The organism is Exiguobacterium abrahamii, assembly GCF_015645365.1.
Taxonomy (GTDB): domain Bacteria; phylum Bacillota; class Bacilli; order Exiguobacteriales; family Exiguobacteriaceae; genus Exiguobacterium_A; species Exiguobacterium_A abrahamii.
On sequence record NZ_JADOYC010000001.1, the window covers coordinates 811,304 to 830,530 of the forward strand.

At 46.5% G+C, this 19,227-nt stretch carries 24 protein-coding genes; 20 read left to right on the forward strand and 4 right to left on the reverse strand.

Annotated elements, in window-relative coordinates:
* Window positions 1–15: 15 nt before the first annotated feature.
* Window positions 16–1,371, forward strand: a complete 1,356-nt coding sequence (locus ITJ88_RS03980) for a cryptochrome/photolyase family protein (RefSeq protein WP_195864721.1) — start codon at window positions 16–18, stop codon at window positions 1,369–1,371.
* Window positions 1,372–1,417: 46 nt separating this feature from the next.
* Here ITJ88_RS03980 and ITJ88_RS03985 read toward each other — a convergent pair whose 3' ends face one another.
* Window positions 1,418–2,311 (reverse strand): COX15/CtaA family protein, encoded by an 894-nt coding sequence (locus ITJ88_RS03985; RefSeq protein ID WP_023468831.1) that lies wholly within the window; start codon window positions 2,309–2,311, stop codon window positions 1,418–1,420.
* Window positions 2,312–2,636: 325 nt separating this feature from the next.
* Here ITJ88_RS03985 and cyoE point away from each other — a divergent pair, with 325 nt between their 5' ends.
* From cyoE to ITJ88_RS04030, 9 genes are all read left to right on the forward strand, one after another.
* Window positions 2,637–3,569, forward strand: a complete 933-nt coding sequence (gene cyoE / locus ITJ88_RS03990; protein WP_023468830.1) for a heme o synthase — start codon at window positions 2,637–2,639, stop codon at window positions 3,567–3,569.
* Window positions 3,570–3,633: 64 nt separating this feature from the next.
* Complete coding sequence (coxB, locus tag ITJ88_RS03995) at window positions 3,634–4,665, forward strand: cytochrome c oxidase subunit II (RefSeq protein ID WP_081637364.1); 1,032 nt, start codon at window positions 3,634–3,636, stop codon at window positions 4,663–4,665.
* 35 nt (window positions 4,666–4,700) lie between these two features.
* Window positions 4,701–6,569 (forward strand): cytochrome c oxidase subunit I, encoded by a 1,869-nt coding sequence (ctaD, locus tag ITJ88_RS04000; protein ID WP_029342162.1) that lies wholly within the window; start codon window positions 4,701–4,703, stop codon window positions 6,567–6,569.
* 1 nt (window position 6,570) lies between these two features.
* Window positions 6,571–7,200 (forward strand): cytochrome c oxidase subunit 3, encoded by a 630-nt coding sequence (locus ITJ88_RS04005; protein ID WP_023468827.1) that lies wholly within the window; start codon window positions 6,571–6,573, stop codon window positions 7,198–7,200.
* Between the two features lies 1 nt (window position 7,201).
* On the forward strand, window positions 7,202–7,531 hold the full coding sequence (locus ITJ88_RS04010; RefSeq protein ID WP_064299605.1) for a cytochrome C oxidase subunit IV family protein: 330 nt from the start codon (window positions 7,202–7,204) through the stop codon (window positions 7,529–7,531).
* A gap of 131 nt (window positions 7,532–7,662) precedes the next feature.
* Complete coding sequence (gene ctaG / locus ITJ88_RS04015) at window positions 7,663–8,568, forward strand: cytochrome c oxidase assembly factor CtaG (RefSeq protein WP_023468825.1); 906 nt, start codon at window positions 7,663–7,665, stop codon at window positions 8,566–8,568.
* A gap of 18 nt (window positions 8,569–8,586) precedes the next feature.
* Window positions 8,587–9,048 (forward strand): DUF420 domain-containing protein, encoded by a 462-nt coding sequence (locus ITJ88_RS04020; protein WP_023468824.1) that lies wholly within the window; start codon window positions 8,587–8,589, stop codon window positions 9,046–9,048.
* 12 nt (window positions 9,049–9,060) lie between these two features.
* Window positions 9,061–9,666, forward strand: a complete 606-nt coding sequence (locus ITJ88_RS04025) for an SCO family protein (RefSeq protein WP_195864722.1) — start codon at window positions 9,061–9,063, stop codon at window positions 9,664–9,666.
* A gap of 6 nt (window positions 9,667–9,672) precedes the next feature.
* Complete coding sequence (locus ITJ88_RS04030; protein WP_195864723.1) at window positions 9,673–9,930, forward strand: hypothetical protein; 258 nt, start codon at window positions 9,673–9,675, stop codon at window positions 9,928–9,930.
* A gap of 145 nt (window positions 9,931–10,075) precedes the next feature.
* Here the strand turns inward: ITJ88_RS04030 and ITJ88_RS04035 are convergent, their stop codons facing one another.
* Both ITJ88_RS04035 and ITJ88_RS04040 read right to left on the reverse strand, forming a co-directional pair.
* Window positions 10,076–10,426 (reverse strand): YugN family protein, encoded by a 351-nt coding sequence (locus tag ITJ88_RS04035; RefSeq protein WP_023468821.1) that lies wholly within the window; start codon window positions 10,424–10,426, stop codon window positions 10,076–10,078.
* 110 nt (window positions 10,427–10,536) lie between these two features.
* Window positions 10,537–11,283, reverse strand: a complete 747-nt coding sequence (locus tag ITJ88_RS04040; protein WP_230088518.1) for an ATP-grasp domain-containing protein — start codon at window positions 11,281–11,283, stop codon at window positions 10,537–10,539.
* A gap of 122 nt (window positions 11,284–11,405) precedes the next feature.
* On the opposite strand from ITJ88_RS04040, the gene ITJ88_RS04045 reads away from it, so the two are divergent.
* The 5 genes from ITJ88_RS04045 to ITJ88_RS04065 are packed head-to-tail and all read left to right on the forward strand — an operon-like array spanning window position 11,406 to window position 14,242.
* Window positions 11,406–11,846: a YlbF/YmcA family competence regulator gene (locus ITJ88_RS04045; protein WP_195864725.1), complete on the forward strand. Its 441-nt coding sequence runs from the start codon at window positions 11,406–11,408 to the stop codon at window positions 11,844–11,846.
* A 24-nt stretch (window positions 11,847–11,870) separates the two neighbouring features.
* Window positions 11,871–12,128, forward strand: a complete 258-nt coding sequence (locus tag ITJ88_RS04050; RefSeq protein ID WP_023468818.1) for a YlbG family protein — start codon at window positions 11,871–11,873, stop codon at window positions 12,126–12,128.
* A 46-nt stretch (window positions 12,129–12,174) separates the two neighbouring features.
* On the forward strand, window positions 12,175–12,756 hold the full coding sequence (rsmD, locus tag ITJ88_RS04055) for a 16S rRNA (guanine(966)-N(2))-methyltransferase RsmD (protein ID WP_149427632.1): 582 nt from the start codon (window positions 12,175–12,177) through the stop codon (window positions 12,754–12,756).
* Window positions 12,753–13,244, forward strand: coding sequence for a pantetheine-phosphate adenylyltransferase (gene coaD / locus ITJ88_RS04060; protein WP_029342153.1), 492 nt, complete (start codon window positions 12,753–12,755; stop codon window positions 13,242–13,244). The genes rsmD and coaD overlap by 4 nt, the downstream gene beginning before the upstream one ends.
* A complete protein-coding gene (locus ITJ88_RS04065) occupies window positions 13,244–14,242 on the forward strand; it encodes a SepM family pheromone-processing serine protease (RefSeq protein ID WP_195864726.1) in 999 nt (332 codons plus the stop codon). The genes coaD and ITJ88_RS04065 overlap by 1 nt, the downstream gene beginning before the upstream one ends.
* On the opposite strand, the gene ITJ88_RS04070 is transcribed toward ITJ88_RS04065, so the two are convergent.
* Window positions 14,215–15,366: a tRNA(Met) cytidine acetate ligase gene (locus ITJ88_RS04070; protein ID WP_195864727.1), complete on the reverse strand. Its 1,152-nt coding sequence runs from the start codon at window positions 15,364–15,366 to the stop codon at window positions 14,215–14,217. The two genes, ITJ88_RS04065 and ITJ88_RS04070, sit on opposite strands and share 28 nt — an antisense overlap.
* Before the next feature lie 171 nt (window positions 15,367–15,537).
* On the opposite strand from ITJ88_RS04070, the gene ITJ88_RS04075 reads away from it, so the two are divergent.
* The 5 genes from ITJ88_RS04075 (at window position 15,538) to bshC (ending at window position 19,105) form a co-directional block, all read left to right on the forward strand.
* Window positions 15,538–16,047 carry a YceD family protein gene (locus ITJ88_RS04075; protein ID WP_230088521.1) on the forward strand — a complete coding sequence of 170 codons (510 nt, stop codon included), beginning with the start codon at window positions 15,538–15,540 and terminating at the stop codon, window positions 16,045–16,047.
* Between the two features lie 46 nt (window positions 16,048–16,093).
* Window positions 16,094–16,267, forward strand: coding sequence for a 50S ribosomal protein L32 (gene rpmF, locus ITJ88_RS04080; RefSeq protein ID WP_012370841.1), 174 nt, complete (start codon window positions 16,094–16,096; stop codon window positions 16,265–16,267).
* 83 nt (window positions 16,268–16,350) lie between these two features.
* On the forward strand, window positions 16,351–17,160 hold the full coding sequence (locus ITJ88_RS04085; RefSeq protein ID WP_195864728.1) for a ketopantoate reductase family protein: 810 nt from the start codon (window positions 16,351–16,353) through the stop codon (window positions 17,158–17,160).
* Complete coding sequence (locus ITJ88_RS04090) at window positions 17,157–17,513, forward strand: DUF3397 domain-containing protein (protein ID WP_023468811.1); 357 nt, start codon at window positions 17,157–17,159, stop codon at window positions 17,511–17,513. The genes ITJ88_RS04085 and ITJ88_RS04090 overlap by 4 nt, the downstream gene beginning before the upstream one ends.
* Before the next feature lie 29 nt (window positions 17,514–17,542).
* Window positions 17,543–19,105, forward strand: a complete 1,563-nt coding sequence (gene bshC, locus ITJ88_RS04095) for a bacillithiol biosynthesis cysteine-adding enzyme BshC (protein ID WP_195864729.1) — start codon at window positions 17,543–17,545, stop codon at window positions 19,103–19,105.
* Window positions 19,106–19,227: the final 122 nt, after the last annotated feature.

A 19,227-nucleotide genomic window follows, 5' to 3' on the forward strand; every position in this document is an offset into this window, starting at 1 on the left:
TGGGAGAGGATACGATTGAACATTATTTGTTGGGTACGAAGTGATTTTCGATTACAAGATAACCACATGTTGGCACGTGCTGTTGAATTACTAAATGAAAATCCGAAGGCGACGGTCGAGTTCGTCTTTTGGCTCAATCCGGATTACATCGGTGAATATGAAGCACGGCAACAATATTTCTTCCAAGCGCTCGAGATGTTTTCTGATGCCTGCAAAGAGAAAGAGATGCCAATCCGTTTCATCGAAGGCGATGAACAGGCTTTCTTAGACGCAACTGTTGATGCGGACGTTTTGTTATTTAATGCGGAATATGTCGAACCATTCAAGACGCGAGATGAAAAAATCATGAAAAAGCGTAAAGATCGTCAGACGGAGCGACTACAAGACCGGCATCTTCTTCACCCACATGACATTAAAAAGCAAGATGGAAAGTTCTATAAAGTATTCACGCCATATAAGAATGCATTCATGAAAAAAGACATTCCTTCACCATATGAAGTCAAGTGGCAAACGCTGCGGGATCATTATCAAAAGCGTCAGCACGATAATAGTTTCATCAACGCTTATTTTAAAAAGGCAGAGTCGGAAGCCGTCTTCCATCCTGGTGAAAAGCAGGCGAAACAACGCTTGAAGAAATTCATCGAACAATCGCTTGAAGATTATGAAGAGAACCGTGATCTTCCTGCTGTCGACGGTACGAGTTTACTTTCTCGCTATTTACGGACTGGAGAAATCGGCATTCGGACCGTCTATGCGGCTGTTCAAGAGGCAAAAGAATCAAAAGGGAAACAGACCTTCATCACCGAACTCATCTGGCGTGAATTCTATTACATGATTTTAATGCATTTTCCGGAATCAAAACGACAAGCCGTCAATACGCAATATCGGGAAATCGAATGGGAGAACGATGAAGAGGGCTTCAAGGCGTGGTGTGAAGGCAAGACGGGCTATCCGATCGTTGATGCAGCGATGCGGCAATTGAATCAAACAGGGTGGATGCATAATCGTCTACGGATGATCGTCGCTTCTTTCCTGACAAAAGACTTGTTGGTCGATTGGCAGAAAGGCGAACAATATTTCCAGCAGAAACTCGTTGATTATGAAGCGGCATCAAACATCGGGGGTTGGCAATGGGCAGCATCAGTCGGAACGGATGCCGTTCCGTACTTCCGCGTCTTCAATCCGACGACTCAATCGAAGAAGTTCGATAAGGATGGAGCGTTCATCCGAAAGTACGTCACGGAAATCAAGGATCTATCAAAGCAGTATATTCATGAACCGACTACTGAGCAACGCAAGGATTATGGCTATCCAGAACCAATCGTCGCACATGATGAAGCGCGAAAGCGTGCGATTGCTCGATTCAAATAATGAAAAAAGGATGTCCCTCAAGTGAGGAACATCCTTTTTTACGACCTTATTGAAGACGACTATTTGCCTTCCGCGTTCGGAATGCATGGTACGTCAAGTAAGATAAGACCCCGAAGTAACATGTGATCAAGAAGGCGTGGAGTAACGGCACATACGTTGCATGTCCACCAAGAACGATCCAAGCCCCAGTGGCGACTTGGCACGAGATGAAGAACGTCGCGAACGCCATACCAATCGTTGTCGTCCGGTGTTTTAAACGAATCGCAACGACATGGACGAATAAGGTGAACAGGAATAGTAATCCTGCCATGATTCGGTGAATCATCTGCACCCACGCTTCGAACGTCATGGAAGGTTGAGAACAGACAGGCCAACCGACGCAAGCATATGTAGCCCCGACGTGGCGTACATAAGCACCCGTATAAACGACGATCAGCGTATAGATGAGTAGACCGTACAAGAGCTTCCGTAAGAATGCTGGGACAGATTCCCTGAATTCCTGACCCGGACGCTCCATGATCAACAATGTCAAAATCAATAGCGAAGCAAAGGAAATCAAAGAGATTCCGAAATGTAACGCCATGACGAGGTCTGATTGTTGCCAAACGACTGCTCCAGCACCAACGATCGATTGAATCAACATGAAGATGAAAGCAAGAAACGCAAAGATCTTCGTATCTAATCGATCCTTGAAGGCAACGAGCGTCCAGAGACATAAGGCAATGATTAAGAGTCCAACGACTCCAGTCACAGCACGGTGACTATATTCAATCATCGTTTCAACACTTGGGTTCGTCGGAATGAGTTCCCCGTGACAGAGTGGCCAATCCGTTCCGCAACCATCTCCCGAATCCGTTTTTGTGACTGTCCCACCCATCAGTAAGACGATCATCATCGTAAACGTGACGAAGGCTGAAAACATCGAAAGTTTTCGATTCAAGATTTGGACACCACCTTTCTAAAAAAATACGAAATACATGGATTTCCATAGGACTAGTATCGCATAAAAAGTCCTGAAAGGGTTGCAATCTTTTAGAACAACGCTATTCTAGTATTAGGTAAATATGGTGAACTGTGATGAAAATCACATAGATTTCACATTTTGTTCATTATGTCGAAAGTATTTTCATACGTCACGGTCCTCGATATGTGGTATCTTTTATAGAGAAAAGGACGTTTCGTGGCATGTCTGTGTTATTTCTGTGAAGAAATTACGTGAAGCCTAGGTGCTAAACGGAAGCAGACGGTGAAAAGGAGGGAACAGCATGGCGAAAGTTACTGGAGAGGCACTGGATATGGCGATCGAGCAAGCGGATCAGCCGACATTCAAGGACTATATTACCCTAGCAAAAATGGGGATTGTCCGTGCCAATCTGATTACGGTCTTCGCGGGGTATGTCGTAGCAGCATCATACATAACGGATGATGTCCTGTTGTATCTGTGGCAAACCAAGTGGATGTTACTGTGGACGCTTCTCGGGAGTGGATTGGTCATTGCCGGAAGTTGCTACCTCAATAACTACATTGACCGGGACATCGATTATAAGATGGAACGGACGATGGGAAGACCAAGCGTTACTGGGAAGATGGATGGACAGCGGATACTCGCACTAGGACTCGGTATTCTTGCGACCGGTACGGTATTGTTGTTGATCGTCAACCATGTGGCGGCAGTGTTCGGATTGATCGGATCATTCGTTTACGTCGTGATTTATACGATGTGGTTAAAACGGACGCACACGATCAATACAGTCGTAGGTGGTATATCAGGAGCTGTGCCACCAATCATTGGATTTGCGGCAGTCACTCCGACGCTTCACATTGATGCGTGGATTTTATTCCTCATCATGTTCGTGTGGCAACCACCACATTTCCTTGCACTCGCGATGCGACGGACAGAGGAGTATCGGGCAGCAGGTATCCCGATGTTACCTGTCGTAAACGGATTCGCGATCACGAAACGACAAATTGTATGGTGGATTGCAGTACTCATTCCATCATCACTCCTCTTAGCACACTATGGCATCATCTACATGATCGTCATGGCATTGCTCGGTGGATATTGGCTCTATATGGGACTGAAAGGTCTGAAGATCCAAGATGAACAAGCCGAAATCAAATGGGCGTCGAAGATGTTCTTCTTCTCACTGTTTTATTTCACGGCTTGGATCGTGACGGTCGTACTCGTTTCTCTCTAAAACGATTTGACATAATTCACGTACACCATTACGAAAGACAAAATTGGGGACAAAGAAAGTGGGGATGGTTGTGAAAAAATCAGTAAAAATGCTCTTCCGGCTTCTTCCAATCGGCTTGATGGCACTCATGTTATCAGGTTGTGGAATTCCGGAATTGTCTGCGCTACAGCCTCGCGGAGAAGGCGCTGAGATGCAACTTGAGATCATCAAGCTTAGCTTGTGGGTCATGTTGTTCGTCCTTGCGATCGTAGCCGTCATTTATATTTACGTACTTATGAAATTCCGTCGTAAATCAGGTGATAACACGGTTCCGAAGCAAGTCGAAGGGAACCATACGCTTGAAATCATCTGGACAGTCATTCCGATTCTTCTTTTGATCGTTCTTGCAATTCCGACGATCAAAACAACGGTTGAACTCGCAGATGCAAAAGAAGCGAAGAAAAACGAACAAATCAACGTTACAGCAAACCTCTACTGGTGGGAGTTCGAATACCCAGACAAAGGTGTTTCGACAGGACAAGAACTTGTCATTCCAGTCGGTAAACGTGTTGCTGTTAACTTGACGTCTAAAGACGTCATTCACTCATTCTGGGTACCAGCTCTTTCTGGTAAAACAGATACGAACCCAGGTCTTGAGAACGAAATGTGGTTACAAGCAAAAGAAGCAGGCACTTACTACGGTAAATGTGCCGAGTTGTGTGGTCCTTCTCACGCATTGATGGACTTCAAAGTCGTTGCACTTGAACAAGACGACTACGACAATTGGTTAAAAGATATGAAAGCTGCGAAAGAAGCAGAGACGAAGCAGCTTGATAAAAAGAATGAAAAGAACTGGACGACTGGCGAGAAAGTCTATGCCCAGAACTGTCTCAGCTGTCACGGTGGCGGAAAAGTCGCACCTAGCTTGACGAACTTCGGTGATCGTCAACGTATCGCGGGTTACCTCGACCATGATAAAGAAAACCTCGAAAAATGGATTCGCGATCCTCAAAAAGAGAAACAAGGTACGAAAATGCCTGGATTCTCTGAAGATCAGATCAGCGATGAAGAATTGAGCGAATTGGCAGATTATCTATTGGACAAAAAGCTCCAATAATTTTTTAAGGGGGAATCATAGTGGGGACACATACTATGGGTATGCCGCAGAAAAAAAGCGGCATCATGGACTGGCTAACGACAGTCGACCATAAGAAAATCGGGATTCTCTACATCATGTCTGGATTGTTCTTCCTTCTAGTCGGTGGCGTAGAAGCCCTAATGATTCGTTTTCAATTGATTAAACCGATGAACGATTTCGTCAGCGGTGAACTCTTTAACCAATTGATCACGATGCACGGTACGACAATGATCTTCTTGGCAGCGATGCCGATGTTGATTGGATACATGAACGCAGCAGTACCGCTTCAAATCGGGGCACGTGACGTTGCGTTCCCATTCTTGAATGCACTTGGTTTCTGGTTGTTCTTCTTCGGTGGAGTCTTGTTGAACCTTTCTTGGTTCTTCGGCGCTGCACCGAACGCAGGGTGGACTGCATACGCACCACTCTCGACAGTACCGGAGTCTCTCGGTGTAGACTTCTACGCGTTGGGTCTTCAGATTTCTGGTTTCGGTACACTTATGGGGGGGATTAACTTCCTCGTTACGATTTTGAACATGCGTGCACCAGGTATGAAACTGATGCGGATGCCGCTCTTCACATGGACAGCATTCGTTGCTTCTGCCTTGATCGTTTTCGCATTCCCACCACTTACGGTTGGATTGTTCCTCTTGACGTTCGAGCGACTCTTCGGAGCGCATTTCTTCGACCCGGCAGCGGGCGGGAACATCGTCATCTGGGAACACCTCTTCTGGATCTTCGGTCACCCGGAAGTTTATATCTTGATCTTACCGGCATTCGGTATTTTCTCTGAAATCATTCCTACATTTGCTCGTAAGCGTCTCTTCGGTTACACGACGATGGTCTTTGCGACGATGTTGATCGGTTTCCTCGGATTCATGGTATGGGTCCACCACATGTTCACAGTTGGTCTCGGTCCGGTCGCAAACGCGATCTTCGCCGTAGCAACGATGGCAATTGCTGTACCGACAGGGGTCAAGATCTTCAACTGGCTCTTTACGCTATGGGGCGGTAAGTTGACGTTCCCAGTCGCAATGCTTTACTCGGTCGCGTTCATTCCATCATTCCTTGTTGGTGGTATGACAGGGGTCATGCTTTCTGTTGCACCTGCCGATTACCAGTACCATGACAGTTACTTCGTAGTAGCTCACTTCCACTACGTTATCGTTGGTGGGGTTGTCTTCGGTCTCTTCGCAGGTCTTTACTACTGGTTCCCACTCATGTTCGGGAAACAGCTCAACGAATTCTGGGGAAAAATTCAATTCTGGTTGTTCTTCATCGGCTTCCACTTGACGTTCTTCCCGCAACATATTCTTGGTCTTACAGGTATGCCACGTCGTGTCTTCACATACTTGCCAAACCAAGGCTGGGAAACAATGAACTTACTTTCATCAATCGGTGCAGCCTTCATGGGTGTGTCGACGATCGTTCTCGTCATTTCGATTGCAGCAGCATTGATGTCAAAAGAATATGTAAAACGCGACGTCTGGGGAGATGGACGTACGCTTGAGTGGACACTTCCAGTTCCAACTCCAGAGTATAACTTCGCTCAAATCCCACTCGTCAAAGGTTTGGATACGTATTGGCTTGAAAAAATGGCAGGAAACAAAACAGTTTCTGTATCGGAAGAAGTCGGCGATATCCACATGCCGAACAACACGATCTTGCCATTCGTCATGTCAGTCGGTCTATTCCTCGCAGGTCTCGGATTCATTCTTCGCCTAGACTATGGAACTGTTGGTCTTGTCGTTGCCTTGATTGGTCTTGCGATGACATTGATCGCGATGTTCTTCCGTTCTTGGATCGATGATGAAGGATACTACATCCCGAAATCAGTCGTCGAAGAAGATCTACGCCTTGAAGCAGAAAAGGAGGCGAAGTAAGATGGGTCATCATTCAGTACCGAATAACCCGATCACGGGTATTCCGGATCATGTTGAAAAAGCAACACTTGAGGGTAAGAATAAATATGTAGCCTTCTGGTTCTTCCTTGGAGGAGAGACGACTTTGTTCGCCTCTCTCTTCGGAACATACATCGGACTTCATAACTCCGGTGCAAAAGAAGGTCTACGCAGTTATGACATCTTCGAAATGGGTCTCGTCTTCATCATGACGATGCTTCTCTTGACGAGTTCATTAACAAGCGTTCTTGCCATGATGGCAATGAAACGTAATGATGTGAAAAAGATGAAACTTTGGCTCATCATCACATTACTTCTCGGTCTTGGATTCTTAAGTGGTGAGATTTATGAGTTCAATCACTACTACCACATTGGTCACACGTTCACATCGAGTGCATTTGGTTCTGCCTTCTATACACTCGTCGGATTCCACGGTGCGCACGTCTTGTTCGGTCTTCTCTGGATCTCGACGCTTCTCATCCGGAACTGGAACCGTGGCATCACGGTCGTGAACGCGCCGAAGTACTATGTTTCAAGTCTTTACTGGCACTTCATTGACGTCGTCTGGGTCTTTATCTTCTCAGTCGTCTACCTCATGGGGATGGTGAAATAAGATGGAAAAACACGAACCACAACTTACGCGTAATCAAATCGAACTCGAGATGAAAGCGGAACGTAGTCGCGAGACACAACTGCAACTCATCAGTTTCGCGCTCATGATCGTCTTGACACTCATCGCGTTCGGTGCTGTCATGGCTGAGCTCATGCCGCACTGGGCAGCTGGTGGTTTCTTGATCATCATGGCCATCGTTCAAGTTTATCTTCAACTTTATATGTTCATGCACATGAACAATAAAGGCAACACATGGATCAAAGTCATGATGGGTCTCGGTGTATTCGTCGCCTTGACGATTGTTGCGACGCTTCGTCTATTGATCTGGTAAGAAATGTGACCATTCTGCTAACGTTTAGCAGGATGGTCTTTTATTTTGGAATCGTTTTATGAGAAACCTTTACAATGAAATAGGGGAACGGTAATCTTAGTTTGTAAGAGAAAGGAACGGGGTGAAAAAATATGTTAGGCAATTTAAGGGGAGCACTTTCGCAATTCGAATGGACTGTCTTATGGAGTCCGTATTATGCGTTGATACTCGTTGGATTGTATATCCTATATGCTGTCGTGACAGAAAAGTTGCGTCGTCCGGATGAGCCGGAAACAACGCTTGGGCAAAAGTTCTCGATGCTCGCGGCATTGATCGTTTTTTACATCGGTTTTGGAAGTCCATTAGACCTGCTAGCACATATCACGTTCTCAGCACACATGCTGCAGATGGTATTCGTCTATATGGTCGCACCGCCGCTCTTGTTGATTGCGATACCAGAGTGGCTTTATAAGCGCTTGTTCGATACACCGTATCTTGGGAGGATTCTTCGTTTCTTCATCAAGCCGCTGATCGCACTTGTCGTCTTTAATGCCTTGTTTACGTTCTATCACATGCCATTTATTTTTGATTATGTCTTGACGAACTATACCGTTCACCGTCTGTTCCACGGAACATTGATTTTCTTGAGTATGACGATGTGGTATCCGATCATTGCACCGGTCAATGAGGCGGACAGCCTTTCTGACCTGAAGAAGATGGTCTACATCGTAGCGAATGGTGTGTTGTTGACACCAGCCTGTGCCTTCATGATCTTCAGTCAAAGTTTTCAGTATCAAGCGTATCAGGATCCGGCGACATTCGCGAAAGTACTCGCTTACTGTATGCCGAACAATGATTTAAGCGGATTGAACCTGGAACGATTGCTCGGAACGACAGATGACTTATTAGAGGACCAACGCTTTGGTGGTGTCCTCATGAAGCTCGGTCAAGAACTCGTGTATGGTCTATTCTTCGGACTGACCTTCTTTACATGGGTGCGCCGTTCAAAAAGTACTGCCGTGGATGAAGGCATGTCCTTCACACCAAAAGCGGATTAAATTGGAGGAAGTTGGAACATGAGTTATTTGCCGTTGATTTGTGTGTCGCTGATTGTCATCAGTGCGATTTTCGTAGCGATTGGCTGGTTTTTGATCGCCCAAACGCGTCGTAACATGAAAGCTCACCAAACCGTGATGACGATTGCAGCTGCACTCGCTTTATTATTCTTCATCATGTATGCCTTGCGGACGATTCTGCTCGGTAACACAGCCTTTGGCGGTCCAGAGTCCGTCAAAGCCTACTACACAGGATTCTTGATCTTCCACATCCTTCTTGCGACATCTGGTGGGGTGCTCGGTTTGATGGCACTCTATCACGCGTATAAGAAGAACTTTGCACGTCACCGTAAAATCGGACCGGTTGCCTCAATCGTTTGGTTTTTGACAGCCATTACCGGTGTGATCGTGTATTGCTTACTATATGTCGTCTACGATCCGGGTGAGACGACGAACGTATTCCGGGCGATCTGGAGTCATTAAGGGGGAGCCAACTTGAAAAAGAATAGTTACTTGACGGTCGCTGCCGTCGTCCTTATCTTAGTTGCGGCAGCCGGGGGATATTATTATTTCTTCATGAAAGAAAAGTTACCTGTCATCGCTGAACCGACACCATTTGAATTAACGAATGCCGTAGACGGAAAATCATTCAATTCGGAAGACGGTAAAGTCAAAGTGTTGACGTTCTTCTACTCGAACTGTCCTGATATTTGTCCGTTGACGTTAAATGATTACCGTAAGCTTGAGAAAAAGCTTCGGAGCGAAGAATTGTACGGAAGTGACGTCGAACTCGTCGCAGTGACGGTTGATCCAAAAGTGGATACACCGAAAGTCTTGAAAAAGTATGCTTCGAACTTTGAAGCAGATGCCAAAGGATGGAGAGTATTGACGGGAGATCCAGTCGTCATCGATCGTTTGACACGTCAGTTGAATTTCTATTACTCGAAGGCTGAGAGCGGCTTAGTGACACACGGAACACAAATGTTCATTTTGGACCGTGACAATAAAGTACGGGCGATTTCTTCCATGGCGAAGACGCCGGATGAGCCGGTTGATTTAGAGGAAATCATGTCTTCGGTCAAACAATTAGCAAAGGAGTGAAGGTAGATGACTTATGAAGAGTACATGCAAGGAGATGTTACCGTCTCTATTCAAGCCATCGAGGAATTACTTGCTTGTGCGATTGAGGATTATGGAATCCATCACTCCCGGATCAAACGGATGGATCGGGAAGAGATTGCATTTAGCGTAAAGGTCAATGCACCGACAACGTCACTTCACGCACTTTATCTTCATGTACGCGAGCAACTTGGGATTCAGCTCGGAGACGACGTCGTATCTTATGTACAATTCGTCGCGCGTTAAAAGCGATTTCGCGTGTATTAAAGAATAACAATCAGGTAGACAGAACAGCTAATGATTTCGTGGATGATGCGAGGTCGTTAGCTTTTTTGTTTGGAAGGAAGAAAAAAAATAGAGGCTCCTTAATTGGAACCTCTACGTATGGATCTTATTTTTCGAGTGTTTCGAGCAATGCTGCTAAACGACGTTCGCAGTCTTTGACGATTTCCGGAGGGAACGTCTCATCATACTCGACACCGTGTGGATAGTAGTGTTTACCGAGAAGTGGTGTCATCATACGAACGACAGCATGGCGGTCTTCAATCTCACCTTGGATCGCATAGACAGGAACACGCAGGTAGAATACTTCACCTGTTGATTGTTTTTCATACTTCATGTCGTACATCGCGCGTTCGTAATCCCATTGTCCTTCACGAACGAAGCGGTGATGTTCCATGATTGTTTCGAGAAGACCGAACTTCAGTTCCTTGCCTTCGATACCATATTGTTCAAACTTCATGTTTGAATCCCCCTATACCCCAGTTTGCTAGTAGATACTAGTCTTTCCAAACTATCATACCATAATGAATGAAACGATGACGTAAAAGATGTGAAGTCATTTTGAAGAATTCATGAACTTCCATATTTTCGTTCGACATATTCAAGAATCGTATCCGGTGCGTGGATACCAAGATGATTGAGTCCTTCCCCACCGAAGAAGACGTTGAACTCAAGAACGTACCACTGTCCGTCACGGATGATGAGATCAAAACCGGCGTGATCGATATCGAGCTGTTTCGCAAGAGCGAGCACGAAGTCGATTGCTTCTTGTGGCACATCATCAAAATCAAGGACACCACCTTGAGCGACGTTATTTAAGAACTGAGCACCACCGACGCGCCAGTACGCAGCAAGGACTTGATCACCGACGACGACGACACGTAAGTCCTTCTCATTCGGAATGTACTCCTGAATGTAGAACGTCTCGTGTGTATCCGTGTATTTCTTCCAGTCTGTTTCATTTTTGATGAGATGGACACCTTGTCCCATGGAACTACGGACTGTCTTCGCGACGAACGGAAACGAAAATTCACGTAAGACACGTTCGACGGTGAATTCATTTTTTCCATAGATGCCGGTCCGAGGGATGTTATCCGGAATGACGGTTTGAAAAATCCGCGTCATTTCGATCTTGTCATGACCTAAGTGGAACGTAGCAGCCGACGGGAAAATCGGTTTTTTCATCCCGTAGATGATGGAGTGGATTTGCCAGTATTCCGGAAACAGGACGACATCCGCCTGTTCGATTTTTTTCAAGGAATCAAAGTGATAATCTGACTTGGCATGTTCCGTCTTGATTCCAATCGTCCGGAACATATTAAAAGAGAGCAGTTGCATAAAGTTCATTCCTTCCTTCTGAACAAATTATACACAATTCAACGGGCTAGGAGGGAGAGAAATGTTATGATAAGATGGTAAAGTTAAGGAGGAGATTCGTTGTGATATATACCGATAAGACGATTGACCTCATCAACGCAGCGGAAGACCTCATTCGATCTCTCGCTCAAAGTGAAACGGGGCAAGCATATAGATGTGCGAAACAAGCACAGCAAGAGTCAGCAGAGGCACAGGCTGTCATTCGCGATTTTCATCAAGTCAAGGAGGACTACGAACTCGTACAGCGATTCGGACGGTATCATCCTGACTATCAGACGATCACGAAAAAGGTCCATGAAGTCAAACGGCGACTTGATTTACAAGAGGAAGTCGCGCAGTTTAAAAAGGCGGAAAAACAACTCGAGACGTTACTCGGACAAATCAGTCTGAAGCTCGCTGGGGAAGTATCACCGCAAATTAAAGTACCGACGGGAAATCCTTTCTTCGATCAAGGATGCGCCGGAGGTTGTTCGACCGGTGGCAGCTGTAGCTGTAGCGGATAACGAAGGTGAAGGGGGTAGGCTGGCGTGATCAAAGAACGAGTGGGACTCATCGTCTATGTCAATGCGATGAAAGCATCCCGTCAATTACGCCGTTACGGGAACGTCTACTTTACGTCTAAACGTGAACGATACGTTCATCTGTATGTCGATTTAGATCAGCATGAACAGGTGATGGAAGTCATTTCGACTCTCCCGTTCGTCGAATCGATCAAACGTTCAGAACGACCGTTCATCACGGAGACGTTCGCGAACAAAAAAGGTAAAATGCCAGAAGAAGCATAATCCATGGAGCGATGAGGACATCCTCGTCGCTTCTTTGTTGAAAGGAATGAAGGAAATGCGAGTCATTTCAGGGGAACGGAAAGGTACACGATTAAAAGCAGTGCCAGGGGATCAAACACGACCGACGACGGATAAGGTAAAAGAATCCTTATTCAACGTCATCGGTCCTTATTTCAACGGAGGACGAGCGCTGGATCTGTTTGCGGGGAGCGGTGGTCTTGGGATTGAATCTCTTTCAAGAGGATGTGATGAGGCAGTGTTCGTCGACCAACACCATAAAGCGATCCAAACGATCCAAGATAATTTACGAACGACGCGCTATACGGACCAAGCACGTGTTTTGAAAAAAGATGTAGCGATCGCTTTAACGGAACTCGCATCTGAAGAGCCGTTTAAGTTGATTTATCTAGACCCTCCCTATGCCAAAGAGCGATTGACGGAACATGTCACGTACATAGAGCAACACGATATGCTGACAGACAACGGTGTCATCGTCTGTGAACATGACTCAGCGGTTGAATTGCCGGACCAGATCGGACGACTGGAAGTCGTGCGTCGACTTCGTTATTCCGCTGTCATCTCGATTACATTGTACGAATTCATGGAAGCGGAGGAAGACCACGAATGAAACGAATCGCCATATGCCCAGGTAGCTTTGATCCAATCACGAACGGACATTTAGACATCATCGAGCGAGCTGTTCCGATTTTTGATGAGATCATCGTTGCCGTACTGAATAATTCTTCGAAGCAACCACTCTTTTCTGTCCAGGAACGGATGGAGTTAATTGCCGATGTGACGTCGCACCTACCTCAAATCAAGGTGGATTCCTTTAACGGATTGCTCGTCGATTATGCGGCGGAAGTCGGAGCAACCGCGATCGTCCGCGGTCTGCGAGCAGTTTCAGATTTCGAATACGAAATGCAAGTCGCTTCCATCAACAAGAAGATGAACGATCAAATCGAGACATTGTTCATGATGACGAATAATCAGTATTCCTTCTTGAGTTCTTCGATCGTCAAGGAAGCTGCCAAATATGGTGCTTCCGTTGCCGATCTCGTACCGCCTTCCGTCGAAGAGGCGCTACGTCAGAAATATACGAAAGGAGAACTGTGATGAAAGCTTGGAAACCTGCCTTAGCAGCGATCATCGCTGCCTTGATCGTATTTTTCGTACCGCTTCCCTATTTCATCTCCTATCCGGGTGATGCGACGTCGACGGAAGATTTGATCGAAGTATCTGGAGGCGACAAGGAACCGGGAGATTTGATGATGCTGACGATCGCACAACGCCGGGCCACGCCTTACTTTCTCATTGAAAGCTTATTTCTACCGTTCTCCGAAACATCGAGTGTAAGTGATTATCTGTACGACGGCGAGTCGGACGCGCAGTATGAAACACGTCAGAAGCTGTATATGGAAGAAGCGCAACATAACGCAACGATCGAAGCGTATGAATTGGCGGATCAAAAGGTCGATGTCGATTTCGAAGGGGTCTACGTCTCCGGCGTCATTCCCGGTGGTCCAGCCGAGGGGAAACTGAAGGCAGGGGATCGGATTACAAGTGTTGACGGAAAACCGATTACGTCATTTGAAGGTTTCATGAAGACGATTCAAGCGAAAAAAGCCAAAACAGCTGTTCCGATTCAGTTCACGCGTAAATCGGAAGACAAGAAGACGACGATTCGAGTGGATCAGTTATCTAAAGAGGTCAAGCGAGTCGGACTAGGTATTTACGAACCGCTTCCGATCTCAAACGTGACGACGGATCCTGATATTGCGTTTCAGGTCGAAGGTGTCGGTGGACCATCTGCTGGAATGATGTTCACCCTTGAAATTTATGATCAATTGACGCCGGGGGATTTGGCGAAAGGGCATAAAATCGCTGGAACAGGAACGATTGAAGAAGGCGGCAAGGTGGGACCGATTGGTGGAGCGTGGCAAAAGGTCGTCGCTGCTGACGAGGCAGGAGCAGAAATCATGTTCGTGCCAGCAGGAGAGAACTACAAAGAAGCAAAACCATCCATCAAAAAACTCGGAACGAACATGAAGCTCGTTCCGATCAAGACAGTCGAAGATGCGATTGATTATTTAGAAGAACTTCCAGCGAAATAAGGAAAACGACGGTGTTCGAGCAACGCGTCGTAGCGAGCCAAGGGCAGTGCGTATGCAGCTGTCACTTGGCTTTCTTTCGTTAGCCAAGGATGACTCGTAAAGGTACTGAAGACGGTTGTCCGCGTTTTGATGGTTTTGAGTGCCTGTCGTCCTCGTTCTGAAAAGGCGAGGGGACGAACGAAATCAATATGGTCGTAATCAATCCGTGCGACCTCCTCTGCTGTCGTTGAGGTCAAGAGATAGATTAGGGCACGTTGCAGGCTCGTCCGCGTATAACGGCGTGTTTTGACGTGATTCAGAAAGGTCTCGAATGTCTTTGCTTGTTTCGCCCCTTCGATGAGTCGTGGTGCTAACGAAGCGTCGATCCCAGCGATTCGCATCAACTCGGCTACTGGAGTCGTTAGTAGACGTTGTCGAATCCACGGATAATAATGCGAGAAGCTGGCAAAAGAGGCACTTGCTAAGACGTCTTCCGTCTGTTCGGGAAGTGCGAGCAGTTGACCGTGCGTCTGATGATGGGCGCGTATCGCAGTGGCGCTCATGATGTCCCCGGTGGATAAGTCGTGATAGCCACTTCCAATCCGTTTCGTCGTGTGAAGCGATAGGGTATTTGCAGCGCGAGCGTAATAATAGCCAAGCGTATTGTTCGGTTGTGTCAAATCAAGCGTCTGTGAGACGCTCCTGAATGCTTGACTGGCGGCGTGAGCAGAAGAGAGGCCCACTGATAATCCATCGTGTAACGCTTGCTTGTATGCAGGTGTCTCTTCGATCTGCTCCGCTGCCGCATGGAGAAAAGGTTCGATATCTCCGCACTCGCTTCCAAACGAAAGTGACTGACAGCCGATTGTCTCGGCAATCGTCACACCACCGAGTGCAAAGCGATCAGCACGCTGGACAGCAAAATAGAAGGGCAGTTCAAGAACGAGATCGACGGCACCGCTCGCGACGGCTGCCTGAGCACGTGTCCATTTATCCGTAAAGGCGGGCTCACCACGCTGCATGAACGTCCCGCTCATGATGGCGACGATGACGTCGGCATCCGTTTCCCGTCGTGCTGTCGTCGCTTGATAATAGTGTCCGTTATGAAACGGATTGTACTCTGAAATGATAGCTGTCATCCTCATGAAAACTTTCTCCTTTGCAAACCGAATTAAGTGCGGTAATATGGATAAAGACGTCCAAAAGTGTTCGTTCTCTAGCGATTTCAGTGTAAAGAAAAAACATTGACAAAACAAGATGTCCTCTCTATAATTCATATTGTTGCAATTGAGGTGATTCGGATGAAATGGTCCCTGATGCAATTGAATAAATTGCGCAATCTGGGTCAACTTCAGGTTAACGAGACGATCGAGCTCAATGAGCTAGTCGCCCTCCATCCGGATATCCGGGCGGTGCAACCTGTGCACGTTCGTGCAAATGCATCGTTTACATCGAATCAATTAATATTCAATCTTCGGATTACCGGCGAAATGACGCTTCCGGATGCCCGGACGCTAAATGACGTCGCTTATCCATTCGAGATTGAATCCATCGAGCCATTCCTGCTCGAGGTCGATGCTGTTTCGAACGAAGCAGATGACATCAACGTGCCGATCGGGAATACGGTCGATCTTCGACCGCTCGTGCAAGAATTGATTTTACTTCATGTGCCAGTGCAAGTGCATGGGGATGATGAAGAGAATCAGTTGGTTGAGGGGGAAGGCTGGACGATTCTTTCTGAAGAAGATCCAGAGGAAACCGAACCAAAAATCGATCCGCGACTCGCGGGTCTCGCTCAGTTCTTTAAAAAAGATCAGGATTCCTGATTTCTGAAGTAAAGGCGAGTGTATTTTTTCAAGGAGGTGGACAACGATGGCAGTACCATTCCGCAGAACGTCGAAAACACGCAAACGTCTTCGCCGTACTCATTTCAAACTCCGTGTACCAGGTATGGTCGAGTGCCCAAACTGTGGTGAAATGAAACTTTCACACCGCGTTTGTAAAGCATGTGGCTCGTACAAAGGTAAAGAAATCGTCAGCAAATAAGCTGATTGATCGGTATAAAAGCGACCTTCGAATCGAGAAATCGGTTTTAAGGTCGCTTTTTTCATGAAAGGGGATAGGAATAGATGAATGTTGGAATCATTGGCGCGGGTGCCATCGGGTTGTTGCTTGCCTCTTATTTATCGGAAGAGCATGCAGTCACGCTTTATGTGCGACAAGAACAAGAAGAGGAACGACCAATCATTCGCGATGGACAAGCGAGTCGTCTCGTACGGATCCGGAAGATTGATCGGCTCGAGTCAGAAGACTTGGTGTTTGTCGCGACAAAGTCGTATGATATAAAAAGTGTGATTCCATTCCTTAAACGGCTGACGTGTCCCGTCATGTTCCTGCAAAATGGAATGGATCATTTGAAATGGAAAGAGCAATTGCCGCATGTCTTATTTGGTGTCGTCGAACATGGTGCCATGCGTACTGCACCGTTTGAAGTCCAGCATACTGGAAAAGGACGTATCCGCTACGGGAATCAAGAGGTAGCGAACTTGTCGTCAAAGCAGCTGTGTTTTGAATTCGAGTCAGATATGGAAGCTGTCTTATTGACGAAGTTGTTCATCAACGTCGTCATCAATCCAGTGACGGCTTATTACGGTGTTGAGAATGGATCCTTATTAGAGATGCCTTATCGAGAAGAAGCCCGTCAATTATTTGACGAAATGCGGACGATCTTCCCGCACCATGACATTACTTATTCCGAGATCGAGCGGATCATGAAGAATACGAGCAAAAATCGTTCTTCCATGTTACGAGATTTTGAGTACGGCCGACGAACGGAAGTAGAGCCGATACTTGGATACGCATTACGTCAGGCGACGACTGCGACGCCACGTTTATCTTTTTATTATGAACAGATCAAACAGAGGGAGGGTCCGCAGTGACAGTCTTCATCATTTTTCCTTTATTCAGCCTGATTGCGTTGTATCTCGTCTTTCTACTTCTATTTCGGAAACATGGGAAGGCCGTTCGATTTGCACTCGACTTTGGAACATTCATCGTGCTGTATGCGATTCATGTTGCATTGATTGCCTTGACCGGAACAAATTACTTAGGGTGGATCGTCATCGTCGTGTTGTTGGTGTTTGCGTTGAATGCGCTCTGGCAACGAATTCGTCAACTTGATGTTGATTTGAGACAAATGATTCGCCACAGTTGGCGGATCATCATCTTGCTGGCATTACCCGTCCATTTCATACTGTTCGTACTCGGTATTCGTCAACTGTTCATCAGCTGACCAGTTAGGTAAGAAAGAAGGGATTTTGTTTGAAGGTACAACCATTTGAAGCCTTATACGATGAAAACTCGTTGATGCATCGTGCTTCACGAGAAGAATTCTTAACATATGTCGACCACCTTGGAGAGAGTGGTTTAGCGTCGAGGAGCCGTTTGCTTGAAGAACGTCACTATCCGCATCTTGCGGCACTGACTGACGAACTCGAACGTCAAAATCCGAACATGACGGAGCGTTTGCGTGAGCGTGTCGCGAAGCTTCGTACGGGTGAAGCTCAAGTTGTCATTACAGGACAACAAACGGGTATCTTTGGCGGACCATTATATGCCATCTATAAATTGTTGACCTGTCTGAAGGTCGCGCAGCAGGCGGAGACGACACTTGGGCGACCTGTCGTTCCGATTTTTTGGCTCGCGACCGAAGATCACGATTTTGATGAGATTAACCATGTTTACGTTCCGACAGCGGATTATCAAACGCGTAAAGTCGCTGTCACACCTTCAGAATCGATTGCCCGCTCGGTCAGTCGGCTCTCTTTTGATCAAGCAGCACTTCTTGAAATCATCGAAGAGGCATTCCGAGCAATGCCAGAAACGGTGCATACGAAACAATTAGTTGCGCGCCTGAAGCAACTCGTTGAAGCGTGTACATCGTATGGGATGTTTTTCTCAGAATTGATCGGTGAATTGATCGATTTTGATGTCGTCTTCTTTGATGCGGATACACATTCTGTCCGTGAACTCGAGATTCCGTTCTTTGAACGGTTGATTCAAGACAATGCGGAATTTAGACGAGCATTGACGGATGGTATTTCACAGACGCAAGAGTTACCGGATACATTCTTGAACGAGGAAGCGGCGCATCTTTTCGTCGATGATCACGGTCGTCAGTTGCTGTATCCGACAGCAGACGGGTTCGAGACGAAACAAGGAAAGCGATATACGGAGCTTGAACTGATCGCGTTGCTGTACGCCAGTCCGGAACGTTTCTCCAACAGTGTCGTCACCCGTCCATTGATGCAGGATTACCTGTTCCCGACGCTTGCCTATATCGGGGGTCCGGGGGAGTTAGCATACTGGACGCGCTTACGACCGCTCTTTCATCATCTGAATTGGACGATGCCGTTATTGATTCCCCGCATGGGTGGGTTACTCGTGCGTCGTAGGGATGAAAAACGTCTTGCTAAACTCGAGGTGTCGCTCGAAGAAATCGTCCGGTCAGGCGTTCCGATTCCGCTCTATTCAGAAGAGAAGATGACAGGACGTATGCAGACGGCAGCAATGTTAAAAGACAGTTTCGTCTCTGAATTCCTCTCGCTCGAACAGGATCTACTGCGGACATCGAGTAAGAGTGAGAAGGTCAAGAAACAGCTTGATCAAGCAGTTGTTAGTCTACTGGCAGAAGATCGACGTCAGTTCGATCGACAAACACGGCAATATAAAGAGATGGCTTACCATCTCCTTCCTGATGGAGCGCCACAAGAGCGGATTCATTCTGTCCTCCCGTGGTTAAATCACCATGGTCTTGATTTTGTGCGGGACTTAAGAACAGCCTATGAAGCGAATACGAGTGATCAACTGAAGATTTTCCTCTAAACCTGCTGAAACTAGCAGGTTTTTTCGTTTTTTTAGCGAAAATTACACAAAAGTTAAATAAATCAAGGAAACTGTCTCATTTTCGTAACGTTTTCACGAGAGAATGTGATACATTGAAAAAG